Source organism: Brucella sp. TWI432 (genome assembly GCF_039674445.1).
Taxonomy (GTDB): Bacteria; Pseudomonadota; Alphaproteobacteria; order Rhizobiales; family Rhizobiaceae; genus Brucella; species Brucella chromiisoli.
Map to the genome: position 1 here is coordinate 37,060 of NZ_JBDJNL010000001.1, position 17,487 is coordinate 54,546.

The window sequence follows — 17,487 nt, forward strand, 5'->3', positions numbered from 1 at the left end:
GGAAACCAGAATGGCGCAAGTGCTGGAAATGTATCAGGTGGACGCGTTCACTAAACATGTCTTCGCCGGAAACCCTGCGGCGGTTCTGATCCTGAAAGACTGGCTGAGCGATGCGACCATGCAGGCAATCGCTGCCGAAAACAATCTTGCGGAAACAGCTTTTGCATGCCCTGAAGAGGATGGCTGGAAGCTCAGATGGTTTACACCGACGCTTGAGGTCGATTTCTGCGGCCATGCGACTCTGGCAACGGCGCATGTTCTGGCTTGGCACCACAAGATTGATGGTGAACTGCATTTTCACACCCGCATAGGCGAGATCAGTGTTTCGCGCGCGGGCGACGATTATGTGCTTGATGTTCCATCCATTGCTCCCGACCAGCTTTCCGAGCTTCCTCCGTTCATAGCATCACTGTTTGAGAATGAGAGCGGAGCCACGTTCTTCAGAAATTTCGAGAATATCTATGTGCAGCTTGAGGATGAGGCTGCGGTCAGGGCTTTCGTCCCCGATCATATTCAGATTGAGAAACTGGGATCAGTCGGCCTGGTGATCACCGCGCGAGGATTGTCGCACGACTTTGTTTCGCGTTATTTTGCGGCGGGATCGGGTATCCCGGAAGATCCGGTTACAGGATCTATCCATGCGACGCTCGTTCCCTATTGGGCTCAAAAGATCGGGAAAAACAAACTGTCCGCTTATCAGGCTTCGGCCCGTGGCGGACATTTGGGATGTGAGCTGAAAGGTGACCGTGTCTTGCTCACCGGCAACGCCGTGACATTCATGAAATCCGAGATTTATATCCCGTAAAGAATAAGGGCGCCGAATAGTTCGGCGCCCTGATCGCTTTTGGGTCATTTTTGCAATCAAGCAAGCGGTGGAATGCGCAGCACCTGGCCTGGATAGATTTTATCCGGATGCGTCAGCATTGGCTTGTTGGCTTCAAAGATGATGTCGTTCTTTGCGCCCTTGCCTTTGCCATATTGGGCTTCGGCGATTTTCCAGAGATTGTCGCCCTTCTTAACCGTGTAGAAGACAGGTTCGGCACCGGTCGTCCCGGCATCGTCGACTTTCAGCTCTGAAGCTTCGACCTTGGAAACGCCCAGTGAGTTGCCGACGGCGATGATCGCTTTTTCAAAAGCTGACTGATCCTTCACATTGCCGCTCAGGACGGCTTTGTCGCCCTGCACGCTTACCTGCACACCATCGGTGCCGAGATTATGCGAATCGAGTTCCTTCTTCAGATCCTCGGCTTTGGGCTCATTTTCACCGAAACCAAGCTTGGTTCCGACCGATTTCACGAAATCGAAAATTCCCATGGGCAAATCTCCTTGTTGTTAAGACCGTATCTTTCAATCAAACCCGTCATCGCAACCCGTGCGGCTTCCGGTTCGTCAATAGCCAGTAAGGTACAGCGCCCAACAAATTGGTCAAGTCCGGATTGTTCCCGGATTGTTCAATGAGTTCGGGCACTTAATTAGCATTTTAACAAGCTCTACCGGCCCAGATTGGTCTTCGCCAGCTCGACGATTTCATCGCCACGACCGCTGATGATGGCCTTGAGCATATAAAGGCTGAAGCCTTTCGCCTGCTCGGCCTTGATTTTGGGGGGCATGACAAGCTCCTGCTTGGCTGTCACCACATCAACCAGAACCGGACCATCATGGGCAAAAGCTTGCTTTAAGGCCTCCGGCAGATCAGCGGAATCCTCCACCCGGAACCCCTTGATACCAATGGCTTCGGCCATGGCTGCAAAATTCGGATTGTCGAGATCCGTTCCCGACGTCAGATAGCCGCCAGCTTTCATTTCCATGGCCACGAAGCCAAGCGAGCCATTGTTATAGACAATGATCTTGGCGGGCAGATTGAGCTGTTTCAGCGACAGGAAATCGCCCATCATCATGGTGAAACCGCCATCGCCGGACAGCGAAACGACTTGTCGTTCCGGTGCTGCACCCTTGGCGCCCAGCGCCTGAAGCATGGCATTGGCCATTGAGCCATGATTGAAAGAACCAAGCAGACGACGCTTGCCATTCATGGTGAGATAGCGCGCCGCCCAGACGGTTGGCGTGCCGACATCGGCTGTGAAGATCGCATCCGCATCCGCAATCTCATTGACGAGGCGGGTCAGATATTGCGGATGGATCGGCTGTCCCGGTTTTGACGGCACGGCCAGATCATCCAGTGCCTCGCGCGCCTTGGTATAATGCGTCCTGGTGGCATCGAGGAATTTCGTGCTGCGAGCGGATTTAAGCTTCGGCAGAAGGGTTGCGATTGTTTCCGCCACATCGCCTGTCACACCCAATGTCAGCGGCGCCCGCCGACCAAGCTGTGATGGATCATTGTCGATCTGAACGATCTTGGCCTTGTCGGGATAGAAATTGCGATACGGAAAACTGGTACCAAGCATCAGCAGCGTGTCGCAGTTGAGCATGGCGTGATAGCCGGATGAAAAGCCGATCAATCCGGTCATGCCGACATCAAACGGATTGTCCCATTCGACATGTTCCTTGCCGCGCAGCGCATGGACAACGGGGGCTTCGAGCTGTTCGGCCAATGAGACCACCGCATCATGGGCGCCAGCACAGCCGCTGCCTGCCAGAATGGTGATTTTCTCAGACCCGTTGAGAATGTCTGCGAGTTTTGCGACATCCTGATCAGACGGAACCATCCGGGGAAGCGAGATCGGCGTCCAGTTTTGCTTGATCCCTTCGGGGGCTTGCTTGAGCGCAACATCGCCCGGAATGACGATTACGGCGACGCCGCGCTTGCCAATGGCGGCACGCATCGCGCGGTTCAACACTTCCGGCATTTGTGCGGGATTGGAAACCAGCTCGACAAAATGGCTGCATTCACGAAACAGTTCCTGCGGATGGGTTTCCTGGAAATAATCCAGGCCAATTTCCGACGAAGGAATATGCGCTGCAATCGCCAGCACGGGTTCGCGGTTGCGGTGGCAATCAAACAACCCGTTGATGAGGTGCAGATTGCCGGGACCGCAGCTACCGGCACAAACGGCCAGTTCGCCGGTGACAGCCGCTTCCGCGCCGGCGGCAAAGGCTGCGGTTTCCTCGTGCCGGACATGCATCCAGTCGATTTTACCGAGCCGTCGCAGGCTGTCATTTAATCCGTTGAGGCTGTCACCGGTGACACCCCAGATACGTTTAACGCCCGCTTCGGCCAAGGTTTGAGCCAGAAGATCCGCAACAGTCATGCCCATGATCATTTCACCTTTTTCGCAATCTCACGCACTATCTAGTGCGCTTTGGCGAACAGGAAAGAATCAACTTCTTTTGATGTGCAGCAGCAGAATTGTTATGTCGTGCAGTCGCGAATAAAACGCGCAAGATAGGCGTCAAATTCCGCTGGCTGCTCGCGGAATGGCGCATGCCCTGCATTGTCAATCACGTGGGCTTTTCCGTCCCAGAGATTGCCGAATTTCACTTTTGAGACAAAAGCGAGTTCGACAAAAGGTTCGTCGCGACCATTGACGACTGCAATGGGAAGCTTTGCGCTGGCGACGATGTCGCGCTGGTTGCCGCCAGATCCAGCGGCAAATTTTTCAAGCATGATGCGGCGTGCGCGGCCATCGGTGCGGGCAACAATATCAAGAAGTGATGCATCGAATGGCTCGCCGCAGGTGCTGCGTGCATAAGATTCCACGTCACGCTCGGAAAACACCTCCTGCCCGGCAAGCGCCATATCAGGCCCGCTCTTGAACCCCTGCCCCACTTCCTCACGCGCCACAGGCGGTGTTCCGGTAATCATCAGGCCGCGCATGTCGGGATAACGGGCAATCATCTCGATACCGATATGGCCGCCAAGCGACCAGCCGAAAACAACGGCATCGGCAATGCTGAGCTGTTGCATGACCTCCGTCATTGCATCTGCATAGCCATCCATCGAATAGCTGCGATCAGGATCAATCGCATCTGCGGATTTGCCATGGCCCGGAAGATCAGGCGCAATGACACGCCATTTTTTGCCAATTTCACCTTCAAGCTGTGGTGCAAAAATCGCGCCCGAACTTGAATTGCCATGGATCATCAGGAGGGGCGCGCCCTCGCCTTCACTTTCACGCACAGCAATGCGGCCATGGCTGGTTTCAAGCTCGTGATAATTGATTGTCATGTTGTCTGTTCCCACAGTCTGGAAATTTTAGTCAAAGGAAACCTTGCCGCGGCCTTTTTTGATATCCGAGCGCCCGGATTTGGCTTTGAGGCGGCGTTCAACCGAGCCTTTGGTTGGTTTTGTTTTTCTGCGCGGCGGCGGTGGCGGAACGGCTGCTTCTTTGATGAGCGCAATCATCCGCTCGCGCGCATCTTCCCGGTTGCGTTCCTGCGTGCGAAAACGATTGGCCTCAATCAGAACGTCCCCCTCCTTGGTGCCTTTCTGACCGGCAAGCTTGAAAAGTCGCGAAAGCACATCTTCGGGCAGGCCGGAGCGTGCCGCATGAAAGCGCAGCTGTACGGCGGTGGAAACCTTGTTGACGTTTTGACCGCCCGGACCGGATGAGCGAATAAAGCTCTCCTCCAGATCGTCCTCGTGGATCGTCAGGCGGTTGGTGATGCGAATGATGTTGCGGCTTTCTTCCATGCTAAAAGTGATACACCGCTTTTTATCCGTTAGACAAAAGAAAAACCCGGCCTTTCGGCCGGGCTTTCCCTCCTCCTCAGGATGAATATGCTTATTCAGCCGCAATCTGGGTTGCAGGCGCTGCATCCCGCACGTCGTGATCGACATGGCTTTCGAATTTCTCGAAATTGGCTACGAACATATCGACAAGCTTTTGGGCCTGTGCATCGTAAGCGGTTTTGTCGGCCCAGGTCGAACGTGGATTGAGAATGGATGTATCCACGCCCGGCACTTCAACCGGAACGGCAAAGCCGAAATTTGGATCGGTACGGAACTCCGCATTGTTAAGCGAACCGTCAAGCGCTGCCGCAAGAAGTGCGCGGGTTGCCTTGATTGGCATACGCTTGCCGGTGCCATAAGCGCCACCGGTCCAGCCGGTATTGACCAGCCAGCAATCGACCTTGTGTTCGGCGATCAGCTTGCGCAGCAGATTGCCGTATTCCGATGGATGGCGCGGCATGAACGGCGCACCAAAGCAGGTCGAGAATGTTGCTTCCGGCTCGGTCACCCCCTTCTCAGTACCGGCAACCTTGGCGGTATAGCCTGACAGGAAGTGATACATGGCCTGTGCTGGCGTCAGCTTGGCAATCGGAGGCATCACGCCGAAAGCATCAGCGGTGAGCATGATGATGTTCTTCGGCTGACCGCCCTTGCCGCTCGCAGAGGCATTCGGGATGAAGGGAAGCGGATAGGCGCAACGGGTGTTTTCGGTGAGTGAGCCGTCATTGAAATCCGGCTGGCGATTTTCATCCAGCACAACATTTTCCAGAACCGTGCCGAATCGCTGCGTGGTCGCATAAATTTCCGGCTCGGCTTCTGCCGAAAGACGAATCGTTTTTGCATAGCAGCCGCCTTCGAAATTGAAGACGCCATGCTCGCCCCAGCCATGTTCGTCATCGCCGATCAGCGTGCGGCTTGGATCGGCCGAAAGCGTGGTCTTGCCGGTGCCCGACAGGCCGAAGAACACAGCCGTGTCGCCGTTCGGGCCTTCATTGGCCGAGCAATGCATCGGCATGACGCCCTTGGCGGGCAGAAGATAGTTGAGAACGGTGAAGACGGATTTCTTCATTTCACCGGCATAAGACGTGCCGCCGATCAGAACGATCTTGCGGGTAAGATCGACCGCAATCACCGTTTCGGTACGTACACCATAGCGGGCAGGATCAGCCTTGAAGGAAGGCAGATCAATGATGGTCAGTTCAGGCACGTAAGATGCAAGCTCTGCTTCTTCCGGGCGGATCAGCAGATTGCGGATGAACAGCGAGTGCCATGCATATTCGGTGACAACACGGGCATTGATCTTGTTGTCTTTGTCAGCGCCGCCAATCAAATCCTGTACGAAAAGCTCCTTGCCCTTCGCATGTTCGATGAAATCGGCATGAAGAAGCTCAAAAGCTTCCGGCGACATCGGCTTGTTGTTGTCCCACCAGACCTGATCATCGGTGTTGGCATCGCGAACCACGAATTTGTCTTTTGGCGAGCGGCCTGTGTGCTGGCCGGTGCGTGCAACAAGCGCACCCTGCGCAGAAAGCTCTGCTTCGCCACGGCGAATGGTTTCTTCATAAAGCCGTGCGGGTCCAAAATTATAAAAGACTGCGGACAGTTCCTTCAATCCTGAAGTCGCAATGGAAGCGGCAGTGTTGTGAATGCCGGTCTCTTTCATGGTCTCTCCGCCATCTGGTTCGAAAGTTGGTTGGCCCCTTTGTCATCGGGATGGCAGTCAGAAGCAGATTAATTAAATTAAATCAAATATTTAATCGATTTAAAAAAATTGAAAATTTTTTAAATCGTTTAATTTTCCGGTTACGATGACGATCTCCAGTCTGAAAATGTTCGCCTCAGCATGAACCAAGCCACACGATTCGAAAGATCGCATTTCTGTGAAGTTAAGCGGCTGCCACATTTTGTACCTAATTTGTACTGCAAAAGCGGCGTGACTATAATAAGATCAACGCTGACAGGCGTTTGTAATTTCTACCGCCACCGTGATCGGGGCGGTTTAAAAAAGGAGAAGGTCCGCATGAAGGAAGCTTCGGCAACGCAGACAATCGCGCTGGTCGACGATGACCGCAACATTCTGACCTCCGTTTCCATTGCTCTGGAGTCGGAAGGCTATCGCGTGGAGACCTATACCGATGGAGCGTCCGCTCTCGATGGTTTGATGACGCGTCCGCCCAACCTTGCAATCTTTGATATCAAGATGCCGCGTATGGATGGCATGGAACTGCTGCGTCGCCTGCGCCAGAAGTCTGACCTCCCCGTCATCTTCCTGACGTCTAAGGACGATGAGATCGATGAATTGTTCGGCCTGAAGATGGGCGCGGATGATTTTATTACCAAGCCGTTCTCGCAGCGTCTTCTGGTCGAGCGTGTAAAGGCTGTTTTGCGCCGTGTTGCGGCGCGTGACGGCACTGCAAAGCCATCCGGTCAGCAGGCCAAGTCGCTGGAACGTGGCCAGCTGGTCATGGATCAGGAACGCCACACCTGCACCTGGAAGGGCGAGCCGGTCACGCTCACTGTCACCGAGTTTCTCATCCTGCATTCGCTTGCCCAGCGTCCAGGTGTTGTGAAAAGCCGTGACGCGCTGATGGATGCGGCCTATGATGAGCAGGTCTATGTTGATGACCGCACCATCGACAGCCACATCAAGCGTCTGCGCAAGAAGTTTAAGGCGACAGACGATGATTTCGAAATGATCGAAACGCTTTATGGCGTTGGTTATCGTTTCCGCGAAGCATAATATAGTTTACGAGGTTGCCGGGCCTGTCTCAAAGACCCGGCAACTTTTGACAAAGCTACTATTGAGAAAGTTAGATTGAAGCGACATGGTCGCCGAAACCCGCAAAGACAGTGCGATTAGCATGAGAGAGCGCAGGGCGCGGCGGCAACGCTCGCTTTTTCTGCGCAGGCTTTTTGCGCCTTTGAGCCGGTTTCTCGGTCAGTTTCTGTTTTCGAGCCTGACGCGCCGCATCCTGTTTCTCAATCTTGCAGCGCTGGCCGTTCTGGTCTCTGGCATTCTTTATATGAACCAGTTCCGTGAGGGGCTGATCGACGCCAAGATTGAAAGCCTGCTCACGCAAGGCAAGATTATTGCCGCCGCCATTTCGTCATCAGCAACTGTTGATACCAATTCACTGATGATTGACCCGGAAAAACTGCTGGAATTGCAGGCGGGGCAAAGCATCACGCCCTCACCCGATTCGCCTGATAACTGGGAATTCCCGATTAATCCGGAAAAAGTGTCGCCGCTGCTGCGTCAGTTGATTTCACCCACCAGCACCCGCGCGCGCATCTATGATCATTACGCCAATCTGCTGCTGGATTCCCGTTCGCTCTATGCGCCGGCTTTTGCATCGGGCGGCCCGGTTTTCCGTTATGATCTTCCGGCGATTGAGGAAGATACGCCCAGTGTATGGGAACGCTTTACCGGCTGGTTTTCACGCCTTTTCTATGGGGGCGGTCTGCCGCTCTATCAGGAGCAGCCGGGTGGCAACGGCCTCGCCTATCAGGAAATCGTGCGCGCATTGAGCGGCTCACCGCAAACCGCACAGCGGCGCAACCAGCAAGGCGAGCTGGTTGTTTCGGTGGCCGTTCCCATCCAGCAATCACGTGCCATCCTTGGTGTTCTGCTGCTTTCCACAGAGGGCGACGATATTGATAAGATCGTGCAGGGCGAACGCATGGCCGTGTTCCGTGTGTTCGGCGTTGTCGCAGCTGTCATGGTGATTCTGTCGCTGTTTCTGGCCTCAACCATTGCAAGCCCGTTGAGAAAGCTCGCCGCGGCGGCTGACCGCGTGCGCCTTGGCGTGAAAAGCCGTGAGGAAATTCCCGATTTCTCCGAACGTCAGGATGAAGTCGGTCATTTGTCCACCTCCATTCGCGCGATGACCGATGCGCTTTATACGCGCATTGAAGCGATTGAGAGTTTTGCAGCCGACGTCAGCCATGAGCTGAAAAACCCCCTCACCTCGCTTCGTAGTGCGGTTGAAACGCTGCCACTGGCCAAGAATGATGATTCGCGCAAACGCCTGCTCGACGTCATTCAGCATGACGTGCGCCGCCTTGACCGCCTGATCACCGATATTTCGGACGCATCGCGTCTGGATGCGGAGCTGGCGCGCGAACATTCCGACCGTGTTGATATGCAATCACTGCTCAACAACATCGTGACCGCTGCGCGTGAAGTCCGCCGCAACAAGGTTGGCACAGAGATCGTGCTCAATACCGGCAAATTACCCGCTGGCAAGAAAGGCTTTTTCGTGGCCGGGCATGATTTGCGTCTGGGGCAGGTGGTCAGCAATCTTATTGAAAATGCACGGTCTTTCGTGCCGGAAGATACCGGACGTATTGTCGTCACCCTGAGGAGGGAAGGCAATCGCTTGCAAGTCTTGGTCGAAGATAACGGTCCCGGCATTCCGATTGAAAACATTGAACGTATTTTTGAGCGTTTCTATACTGATCGCCCGGCTTCAGAAGCGTTCGGCCAGAATTCCGGCCTGGGGCTGTCGATCAGTCGCCAGATTATTGAAGCCCATGGCGGTACGCTGAGCGCAGAAAACATCATGGATTTGGATGATCGATCTGAAATGAAGGGTGCGCGCTTCATCATCGATCTGCCAGCGATTTCGTGATGCCGACATGACGCCCGAACAGGAAAAAAGCGGCCTTCATGCAACAACGGTTCAGTTGCGTGGCCGCGGTGTCATGCTGATGGGAAAGTCTGGTGCAGGCAAGACGGAACTGGCCCTCACGCTTATCGAACGCGCCACGCTGCGTGGTGAGCAGGCCGCGCTTGTTGCCGATGACCGAACCTTGCTGCATGTTGAAGACGGCAGACTGATCGCCAGCGTTCCCGAAGCGCTTGCCGGTGGTGTCGAGATTCGCGGTGCGGGGCTTTTCACGGTTTCTTATGTGAAACACACACCTCTTGATCTGGTGGTGATGCTTGTCGGCCCGGACGAGGCAGAACGCTATCCGGGCGATAAAAAATGGCATTTTGAGGGGATCGGGCTCAAGCGCCTGTTGCTGCCTGCCCTGTCGTCGAATGGTGATTCTAACGCGCTTTCGCGCGCAATAGAGGCCACTTTGTTCTCCAAACCATGGCCGTGAGAATATTCGGCACTGATTTTTAACGCTCTTGCTAAAAAATCTGCCTAACGCTGCGGCATTTTGCTTTTTTCAAGGCATCGCTGAGATTTTTCACTTGCTATCAGGATTTGCCCTGCCAAGATGCACAACTCACCGGCGATGTCCGGTAGGGTTTTTGTGTCATTTGCACCCGGCAGCGGGGTGAAGCGGCGGGCACACGACAGGAGCTTTGAAAGTATGATCGGACTCGTGCTTGTTACGCACGGAAGGCTGGCCGAAGAGTTTCTCCATGCTGTTGAGCATGTGGTCGGCCCGCAAGACAATTTCGAGACCGTATGTATCGGTGCCGAAGATGACATGGAACAGCGTCGCCGTGACATTGTTGATGCGGTGGAACGTGCCGATACGGGCAGTGGTGTTATCGTTCTCACCGATATGTTTGGCGGTACACCGTCCAATCTGGCAATTTCAGTGATGGAAGAAGGCAAGATCGAAGTGATCGCAGGTGTGAATCTGCCGATGCTGATCAAGCTTTCCAGTGTGCGCATTGGTGGCGATATTAAAGCGGCCTTGCGCGAAGCGCAGGATGCGGGGCGCAAATATATCAATGTTGCAAGCCAGGTGCTGACAGGAAAATAATTCATGCATCCCACTGTGGCCGTGACTGGCGAATATGATGCGGAAAGCGCTGTGTTCCGGTCTTTTGAGATCGTCAACAAGCGCGGACTTCATGCGCGCGCATCTGCAAAATTTGTGCAGCTTGTCGATAGTTTTAATGCACATGTACGCGTCAGCAAGGACGGCATGACTGTGGGGGGAACCTCCATCATGGGCCTGATGATGCTTGCAGCCTCGCCCGGTTGCTGCATCGATGTCAGCGCATCGGGCGAACAGGCTGAGGCCGTGCTTGATGCGCTTGGCGGCCTGATTGCCGATAAGTTCGGCGAAGAGGCCTGAAAGACCAATCTCCGCGATAAGTTGATATGCACACATAAAGAACTCTTTATGTGGCATTGTGCTGCGCATGCTGATCTGCTAATCAGGTCGCCAGCCGAGGCCCGTTCCCTTTTCCGGATCCGGGCTTCTCAAGCATGTTTGGGAACAGGGGCAACCGGTTTTCCGAGAACGACATGCGCAAAAGCAAGAAGATAGAGCGAGCGTATCGGCTACGATTATGCGCGACACGCTCTAAGCAAATTTGATTGGAGCAGATGATGACCGCAAGTCAGGATTTTGTCGTCAAGGATCTCAGCCTCGCCGATTGGGGCCGCAAGGAACTTGATATTGCTGAAACCGAAATGCCGGGCCTGATGGCTGCGCGTGAAGAATTCGGTCCGACACAGCCGCTCAAGGGCGCGCGTATTTCCGGCTCGCTGCACATGACGATCCAGACCGCCGTGCTGATCGAAACGCTGAAGGCGTTGGGCGCGGATGTCCGCTGGGCTTCGTGCAACATTTTCTCGACACAGGACCATGCAGCCGCAGCAATTGCGGCCACCGGCACGCCGGTTTTCGCCATCAAGGGCGAAACGCTTGAAGAATACTGGACCTATACCGACAAGATCTTCCAATGGCCGGATGGCGAACCATCCAACATGATCCTCGATGATGGTGGCGATGCCACCATGTATATCCTGATCGGTGCGCGCGCTGAGGCTGGTGAAGACGTTCTTTCCAAGCCGGAAAGCGAAGAAGAAGAAGTTCTCTTCGCGCAGATCAAGAAGCGTATGGCTGAAACACCGGGCTTCTTCACGCGTCAGCGTGATGCGATCAAGGGTGTGACCGAAGAAACCACCACCGGCGTCAACCGTCTTTATCAGTTGCAGAAAAAGGGCCTCCTGCCCTTCCCGGCAATCAACGTCAATGACAGCGTGACCAAGTCGAAATTCGATAACAAATATGGCTGTAAGGAATCGCTGGTTGACGGCATTCGTCGCGGCACAGACGTCATGATGGCTGGCAAGGTTGCTGTTGTCTGCGGTTATGGCGATGTTGGCAAAGGCTCGGCAGCATCGCTCGCCGGTGCCGGTGCACGCGTGAAGGTCACGGAAGTTGATCCGATCTGCGCACTACAGGCTGCAATGGACGGCTTTGAAGTCGTAACGCTTGATGATGCGGCTTCGACTGCCGATATCGTGATTTCGACGACCGGCAACAAGGACGTCATCACGCTTGATCATATGCGCAAGCTCAAAGATATGGCGATTGTTGGCAATATCGGTCACTTTGACAATGAGATTCAGGTTGCAGGCCTGCGCAATCTCAAATGGACCAATGTGAAGCCACAGGTTGATCTGGTTGAATTCCCGGACGGCAAGCGCATCATTCTTCTGTCGGAAGGTCGTCTGCTGAACCTTGGCAATGCAACCGGTCATCCGAGCTTTGTTATGTCAGCCTCTTTCACCAATCAGGTGCTGGGTCAGATCGAACTCTTCACGCGCACCGATGCGTATAAGAACGAAGTCTATGTTCTGCCGAAACATCTTGATGAGAAGGTCGCGCGTCTGCATCTCGACAAGCTTGGTGCCAAGCTGACGGTTCTTTCCGAGGAACAGGCTGCTTATATTGGCGTCACTCCACAGGGCCCATTCAAGTCAGAACACTACAGGTATTAAGTATCTGTTAACCATACTGCTACATCTTGTAGGCCGGGCATCATAAAGTTGCCCGGCCTTTATTTTTACACCGAACACGCTTCACGTGGATTCACGGGGAGGGTATTGTGAAGACGAATCAATGTGTTTTGACGGGTGTTTGCGTTGGGCGTGTTTTGTCTGCAAAGACGAAAGACGGTCGACTTATTTATCCTCAAAACGGCTCTGGCTTTCAGCATTGTGGCGATGTGAGAGAGCCGGAATAAAGAATTTTGAAATACGGGGGCCCTCTTTTTGAGGGTGCTTCCGGGCGGCGGAGACAAGGGAAACATGCCAGAAGTCGGCTCAACGGGGAGCTTGCGGAGCAAATCCGCATTCAGCGCAGGCAGAGATCTGAAAGGCTCGCCTTCGCTTGGATTTCGCCCTCTCAAACGGGTCATCCTCAAGGCAACGGTTTCCTTTGCCGCACTGGTTGCGGCAGCGCCGGCTTTTGCGCAGGATGCGGAGCATTCCGCCCGTATCGCGCTGCCCTTTGGCGGCAGCGTCGGCGCTTTCGAAGTCATCCAGTTTTCCATCTTTCTGGGCGCAATGGGTGCAGCCCTTTTGTCGGCTGGCTGGCTCATTCGCGATCGGGCAAAAATTGCCCAAGAAAACAATGATTTGCGCTCGCGTCTCTCGGATATGGGGTTGATTGCGCAGCGCAATGACGCCCTGCTCAACCTCAAAGATCAGCGTATTGTTGTCTGGGACGCCCAGGGCACGCGGGCCGATGTTGTCGGCCAACTGCCCTTTGATTGCGGCGCACCGCAGGATCGTTCAACCTTTCTGGCTTTTGGACGCTGGTTGCGCCCGCAGGCCGTCACCGAGCTTGAACGTGCGGTTTCAGCCTTGCGCGAGCAGGCCCATGCCTTCGATCTGACGGTCGAAACTGTTAATGGCACGCTGCTTGATGTTTATGGACGCACGTCGGGCAGCTTTGCTGTGGTGCGTTTTCTGAGCCTTGAGGGGGTACAGGCCGAACGTGCCGCCCTTCAGTCGCAAAATCGCGAATTCTCCGAGAAGCTTGCACTTCTGCGTCATCTGCTTGATCGCATTGAACAGCCGGTCTGGGTGCGTGGCTCGGACGGGCATATCGAATGGGTCAATGGAGCCTATGCGCGCGCGGTCGATGCAGCAGATGGCACGCAGGCAAGTTCGGAAGGGCGCGAATTGTTTGGCGTTCAGGCGCGCCAGCGTCTGGAGCGTGATCGTTTTGCCGAGCCGGATCTTTATGAAAAACTGCCTGCCGTGGTGCGGGGCGACCGCCGCATCTACGATGTGACGGATGTGAGCACGGATGCAGGCTCCGCCGGTCTTGGCTTTGATCTGAGTGAAATCGAGCAGGTTCGCGAAGAATTGAGCCGCACGCTGAAAAGCCACGCTGAGACGCTCGATCAGCTTTCAACGGCAGTTGCCATTTTTGATCCTGATATGAAGCTGCAATTCTTCAATCAGGCTTTCGTTTCGCTGTGGTCGCTTGATACGGCCTGGCTCGAAACCCACCCAAGCAACACGCTGTTTCTTGATCGGCTCCGTTCCGAAGGCAAGCTTCCCGAGCAGCCGGAATGGCGCAAATGGAAGGATTCTCTGCTCGCAGCCTATCGCGCTGTCGAGCCGGAGGAACATATGTGGCACCTGCCGGATACGCGCATTCTGCGCGTGGTTGCCAATCCGCACCCGCAGGGCGGCGTGACATGGTTCTTTGAGAACATGACCGAGAAATTCGAGCTTGAAGGCCGTTACAACACGCTGATCAAGGTGCAGGGCGAAACGCTCGATCATCTGGCGGAAGCGGTGGCGGTGTTCGGTTCCGATGGCCGTCTGCGCCTTTCCAATCCGTCTTTTGCCGACCTCTGGGCGCTGCCAGCGGCCATTGCCGTTGAAGGCACACATATCTCGACCATTTCCAAGCTCTGCGGCCAGCGCGGCGGCGATGGCATCTGGGACGATTTTGTTTCTTCTGTCACCGGCTTTCTGGACGAGCGCAATGGGCGCATGGGGCAGGTGGAGCTGGATGATGGCATTATCCTGTCCTATGCTGTGGTGCCGCTGCCGAAAGGCCAGACCATGCTGACCTTTATCGATGTCAGCGATACCGTGCGCGTTGAGCGCGCGCTTAAGGAAAAGAACGAAGCGCTCTCACTTGCCCATCAGATCAAGAATGATTTCGTGCAGCATGTATCCTATGAGCTTCGCTCACCGCTGACCAATATTATCGGCTTTACCGAACTGCTGCAAACGCCTGCCTTCGGCTCGCTCAATGAGCGCCAGCTTGAATATCTGGATCACATCAGCACATCATCCGCAGTGCTTCTGACCATCGTCAACGACATTCTTGATCTTGCAACGGTGGATGCCGGTATCATGCAGCTCGATATTGATGATGTCGCCGTTATGACCGAGATTTCAGCTGCCGCGAAGCGGGTCAGCGAGCGCCTGCAGGAGCATGACATCGGGCTGAGCATTGATATTGCCGATGATGTCGAAACGTTCCGTGCTGATGCCAACCGCGTGCGTCAGGTGCTGTTTAATCTCCTGTCCAACGCCTCCAATTATGCGCCGGAAGGTTCGACCGTTTCACTTGAGGTCAGACGTGATGGCACGGAGATCCTGTTTGCCGTGCATGATGATGGCCCCGGCATGCCAAATGATGTGCTGGATACGGTTTTCAAGCGTTTCCAGGCTTATCAGAATGGTGGTCGCAGACGCGGCGTAGGGCTTGGCCTTTCGATTGTGAAAAGCTTTGTCGAACTGCATGGCGGTCGCGTGGAAATCGAAACCGGCGCAGATATTGGCACGACTGTGATTTGCCGCTTCCCATCAGAAGCACGCAGCTTCCGTGTTGCTGCCGAATAGGGTAAATGGGGCTTTATGAGCACCCCCGTCTTTAACTTTGAATGTTTCCTGCCCGATGAGGCCGCCACCAGGCGCTTTGGCGAAGATTTCGCTTTGGCGCTGGTCAAGGGCGATCTTGTGACTTTATCGGGCGATCTGGGCGCGGGTAAATCTTCGCTCGCACGCGCGATCATTCGCGCGATTGCTGATGATGAGGGGCTTGAAGTTCCAAGCCCGACATTTACCCTTGTTCAAAGCTATGAGGGGCTGCGCTTGCCTGTCGCCCACGCCGATCTTTACCGGATTTCGCATGGCGAAGAGCTGGATGAGCTGGGGCTGGTCGAGTTTCTCGACGATGGTGTGGTGCTGTCCGAATGGCCGGAGCAGGCGGAAGGTTTTTTGCCGGAGCCAAGCTTTGCCGTGACACTCACCCATGAAGGGGTAGGGCGGCGCCTTGCAATCAGCGGACCGGAAGCTGCGATTGCGCGTCTAGAGCGCACGCTGAAAATCCGCGACTTTCTTGAAAAGAATGACCGGGTGGGGGCCATACGCCGCTATTTGCAGGGCGATGCTTCACCACGCAAATATGAGATCATCACAAGCAAGCACGGTGTGGAAATTCTGATGAACGCGCCCGCGATGCCCTATGATCCGCCATTGCGTGATGGAAAATCCTATCGACAGCTTGCGCATATTGCAGAGAATATTCAGGCCTTTGTTGCGATTGACGGTCTTCTTGCCAGTCATGGCCTGCGCGTGCCGCAAATGCGCGCCGTTGATATTGATGCGGGACTGCTGATCCTCGAAAATCTTGGGCTTGAAGGCATTCGCGCTTCATCGGGTGAGCCCGTGGCTGAACGCTATGAAGCGGCGGGACGGTTTCTCGCACATCTTCATGGGGTCAAGTGGCCTGATCATGCGCCGGTTGCAGGCTATCCAGATCACATCATTGCACCTTTTGATCGCGACGCGATGCTCATGGAAGTGAGCCTTGTCGGGCAATGGTATGCACCACGCATGGTGGGCCGCAAGCTGACTGATGCAGAAGCGCAGGCTTATGAAGCGGCATGGCACAAGGTTCTCGACGCGATTGCCGATTGCGAGAAAAGTCTGCTGCTGCGCGATTATCATTCGCCAAACCTGTTCTGGTTTGAGACTGCGCAAGGCGCAAACAAAATTGGCACAATCGATTTTCAGGATGCGATGATCGGCCCTGCTGCCTATGATGTGGCTTCACTGGCGCTTGATGCCCGTGTGACGGTTACACCGGAGCTCGAAAAGGCAGTGGTGGAAGCCTATTTGGATGAACGCCGCAAGCTTGGCCATGTGCTCGACGAAACGGCTTTCCGCAAGGCCTATGCCGTTATGGGCGCACAGCGCAATTCGAAGCTTCTGGGTCTCTTCTTGCGGCTCGATGAGCGCGATGGTAAACCACATTATCTCGCGCATCTGCCCCGCATTCACGACTATCTTAGCCGTGTCTTAAAGCATCCGGTCATGGCGCCGGTCGCCAAATGGTTTGATGATCTCGCATTGCTGGAGAAACAATGACACGTCCTGACACAGCAATTATGCTTGCAGCCGGTCTTGGCAAGCGCATGCGCCCGATCACCGAAACCATGCCCAAGCCCTTGGTTAAGGTTTCGGGCAAGCCGCTGATCGACTGGGGTCTAGATGCGCTGGCAATAGCAGGCGTTGAGAATACAATCGTCAATGTTCATTATTTAGCCGAGCAACTGATTGCCTATCTTGGCAACCGCACAAAGCCGAAAATCGCGATCTCCGACGAGCGCGATTTGCTGCTTGATTCTGCTGGCGGCATCATCAATGTGCTGCCACAGCTTGGGGGTAAGCCGTTCTTCGTGCTCAATGCCGATACGTTCTGGGTGGGTGATGAAGCACAGCCGAATATTTCGGCGCTGGCGCATGTCTGGGACGATGCGCGCATGGACATTCTTCTCATGACCGCGCGGCTTGATCAGGCAACCGGCTTTGAAGGCAAGGGCGATTTCGTTGCCGATGATGAGGGCCGCTTGCGCCGTCTGCGGGATGTCGCGGGTGATCCCGTCATCTATGCCGGTGCTGCAATCCTGCATCCGCGTATTTTTGCAAATGCTGAGCCGGGTGTTTCATCGCTCAATCGCTATTTTGATGACGCCATTGCAGCCGGGCGCTTATATGGTATGCCCATGACTGGGCACTGGCTCACGGTGGGAACACCGGAAGCCATCGACGAGGCGGAGGCAGCACTTTCCGCTTTACGTATTTCTTGACGCGCATCTTTGTCCGAAAACAGTCTCA

At 54.8% G+C, this 17,487-nt stretch carries 15 protein-coding genes; 10 read left to right on the plus strand and 5 right to left on the minus strand.

From position 1 onward, the window contains the following. Window positions 1-10 precede the first annotated feature (10 nt). Window positions 11-805 carry a PhzF family phenazine biosynthesis protein gene (locus ABE527_RS00190; protein ID WP_499695767.1) on the plus strand — a complete coding sequence of 265 codons (795 nt, stop codon included), beginning with the start codon at window positions 11-13 and terminating at the stop codon, window positions 803-805. 56 nt (window positions 806-861) lie between these two features. Here the strand turns inward: ABE527_RS00190 and lysM are convergent, their stop codons facing one another. The 5 genes from lysM to ABE527_RS00215 all read right to left on the minus strand — a co-directional run bounded on the left by lysM (window position 862) and on the right by ABE527_RS00215 (window position 6,293). Continuing rightward, window positions 862-1,314, minus strand: coding sequence for a peptidoglycan-binding protein LysM (gene lysM, locus ABE527_RS00195; RefSeq protein WP_265982459.1), 453 nt, complete (start codon window positions 1,312-1,314; stop codon window positions 862-864). A gap of 176 nt (window positions 1,315-1,490) precedes the next feature. Then, entirely contained in the window at window positions 1,491-3,215 is a 1,725-nt protein-coding gene (gene poxB / locus ABE527_RS00200) for a ubiquinone-dependent pyruvate dehydrogenase (protein ID WP_499695768.1), read from the minus strand. Between the two features lie 95 nt (window positions 3,216-3,310). After that, a complete protein-coding gene (locus ABE527_RS00205) occupies window positions 3,311-4,126 on the minus strand; it encodes an alpha/beta fold hydrolase (RefSeq protein WP_499695769.1) in 816 nt (271 codons plus the stop codon). Window positions 4,127-4,153: 27 nt separating this feature from the next. Then, window positions 4,154-4,591, minus strand: a complete 438-nt coding sequence (arfB, locus tag ABE527_RS00210; protein ID WP_499695770.1) for an alternative ribosome rescue aminoacyl-tRNA hydrolase ArfB — start codon at window positions 4,589-4,591, stop codon at window positions 4,154-4,156. A gap of 91 nt (window positions 4,592-4,682) precedes the next feature. Further along, window positions 4,683-6,293: a phosphoenolpyruvate carboxykinase gene (locus ABE527_RS00215; RefSeq protein WP_265982463.1), complete on the minus strand. Its 1,611-nt coding sequence runs from the start codon at window positions 6,291-6,293 to the stop codon at window positions 4,683-4,685. Between the two features lie 357 nt (window positions 6,294-6,650). On the opposite strand from ABE527_RS00215, the gene ABE527_RS00220 reads away from it, so the two are divergent. The 9 genes from ABE527_RS00220 (at window position 6,651) to ABE527_RS00260 (ending at window position 17,459) form a co-directional block, all read left to right on the plus strand. Beyond that, window positions 6,651-7,370 (plus strand): response regulator transcription factor, encoded by a 720-nt coding sequence (locus tag ABE527_RS00220; protein WP_265982464.1) that lies wholly within the window; start codon window positions 6,651-6,653, stop codon window positions 7,368-7,370. Between the two features lie 85 nt (window positions 7,371-7,455). Continuing rightward, the gene (locus ABE527_RS00225) at window positions 7,456-9,261 is read left to right on the plus strand and encodes a sensor histidine kinase (protein ID WP_499695104.1); all 1,806 of its coding nucleotides are present in this window, start codon (window positions 7,456-7,458) and stop codon (window positions 9,259-9,261) included. Between the two features lie 7 nt (window positions 9,262-9,268). Further along, window positions 9,269-9,739, plus strand: a complete 471-nt coding sequence (locus tag ABE527_RS00230) for an HPr kinase/phosphorylase (protein WP_499695771.1) — start codon at window positions 9,269-9,271, stop codon at window positions 9,737-9,739. A gap of 216 nt (window positions 9,740-9,955) precedes the next feature. Beyond that, window positions 9,956-10,357: a PTS sugar transporter subunit IIA gene (locus ABE527_RS00235; protein WP_265982467.1), complete on the plus strand. Its 402-nt coding sequence runs from the start codon at window positions 9,956-9,958 to the stop codon at window positions 10,355-10,357. 3 nt (window positions 10,358-10,360) lie between these two features. After that, window positions 10,361-10,675: an HPr family phosphocarrier protein gene (locus ABE527_RS00240; RefSeq protein ID WP_265982468.1), complete on the plus strand. Its 315-nt coding sequence runs from the start codon at window positions 10,361-10,363 to the stop codon at window positions 10,673-10,675. 257 nt (window positions 10,676-10,932) lie between these two features. Next, entirely contained in the window at window positions 10,933-12,333 is a 1,401-nt protein-coding gene (gene ahcY, locus ABE527_RS00245) for an adenosylhomocysteinase (RefSeq protein ID WP_265982469.1), read from the plus strand. Between the two features lie 309 nt (window positions 12,334-12,642). After that, window positions 12,643-15,207, plus strand: coding sequence for a sensor histidine kinase (locus ABE527_RS00250; RefSeq protein ID WP_265982470.1), 2,565 nt, complete (start codon window positions 12,643-12,645; stop codon window positions 15,205-15,207). A gap of 15 nt (window positions 15,208-15,222) precedes the next feature. Next, the gene (gene tsaE, locus ABE527_RS00255; RefSeq protein WP_499695772.1) at window positions 15,223-16,737 is read left to right on the plus strand and encodes a tRNA (adenosine(37)-N6)-threonylcarbamoyltransferase complex ATPase subunit type 1 TsaE; all 1,515 of its coding nucleotides are present in this window, start codon (window positions 15,223-15,225) and stop codon (window positions 16,735-16,737) included. Continuing rightward, window positions 16,734-17,459: a nucleotidyltransferase family protein gene (locus ABE527_RS00260; RefSeq protein WP_499695773.1), complete on the plus strand. Its 726-nt coding sequence runs from the start codon at window positions 16,734-16,736 to the stop codon at window positions 17,457-17,459. Before tsaE ends, ABE527_RS00260 begins: the two co-directional genes overlap by 4 nt. Window positions 17,460-17,487: the final 28 nt, after the last annotated feature.

Coding starts and splice junctions, on each gene's coding strand:
- poxB (WP_499695768.1), bottom strand. CDS start 3,215: ATGGGCATGACTGTTGCGGATCTTCTGGCTCAAACCTTGGCCGAAGCG.
- ABE527_RS00250 (WP_265982470.1), top strand. CDS start 12,643: ATGCCAGAAGTCGGCTCAACGGGGAGCTTGCGGAGCAAATCCGCATTC.
- ABE527_RS00240 (WP_265982468.1), top strand. CDS start 10,361: ATGCATCCCACTGTGGCCGTGACTGGCGAATATGATGCGGAAAGCGCT.
- ABE527_RS00260 (WP_499695773.1), top strand. CDS start 16,734: ATGACACGTCCTGACACAGCAATTATGCTTGCAGCCGGTCTTGGCAAG.
- ABE527_RS00190 (WP_499695767.1), top strand. CDS start 11: ATGGCGCAAGTGCTGGAAATGTATCAGGTGGACGCGTTCACTAAACAT.
- ABE527_RS00205 (WP_499695769.1), bottom strand. CDS start 4,126: ATGACAATCAATTATCACGAGCTTGAAACCAGCCATGGCCGCATTGCT.
- ABE527_RS00230 (WP_499695771.1), top strand. CDS start 9,269: ATGACGCCCGAACAGGAAAAAAGCGGCCTTCATGCAACAACGGTTCAG.
- ahcY (WP_265982469.1), top strand. CDS start 10,933: ATGACCGCAAGTCAGGATTTTGTCGTCAAGGATCTCAGCCTCGCCGAT.
- tsaE (WP_499695772.1), top strand. CDS start 15,223: ATGAGCACCCCCGTCTTTAACTTTGAATGTTTCCTGCCCGATGAGGCC.
- arfB (WP_499695770.1), bottom strand. CDS start 4,591: ATGGAAGAAAGCCGCAACATCATTCGCATCACCAACCGCCTGACGATC.
- lysM (WP_265982459.1), bottom strand. CDS start 1,314: ATGGGAATTTTCGATTTCGTGAAATCGGTCGGAACCAAGCTTGGTTTC.
- ABE527_RS00225 (WP_499695104.1), top strand. CDS start 7,456: ATGGTCGCCGAAACCCGCAAAGACAGTGCGATTAGCATGAGAGAGCGC.
- ABE527_RS00220 (WP_265982464.1), top strand. CDS start 6,651: ATGAAGGAAGCTTCGGCAACGCAGACAATCGCGCTGGTCGACGATGAC.
- ABE527_RS00235 (WP_265982467.1), top strand. CDS start 9,956: ATGATCGGACTCGTGCTTGTTACGCACGGAAGGCTGGCCGAAGAGTTT.
- ABE527_RS00215 (WP_265982463.1), bottom strand. CDS start 6,293: ATGAAAGAGACCGGCATTCACAACACTGCCGCTTCCATTGCGACTTCA.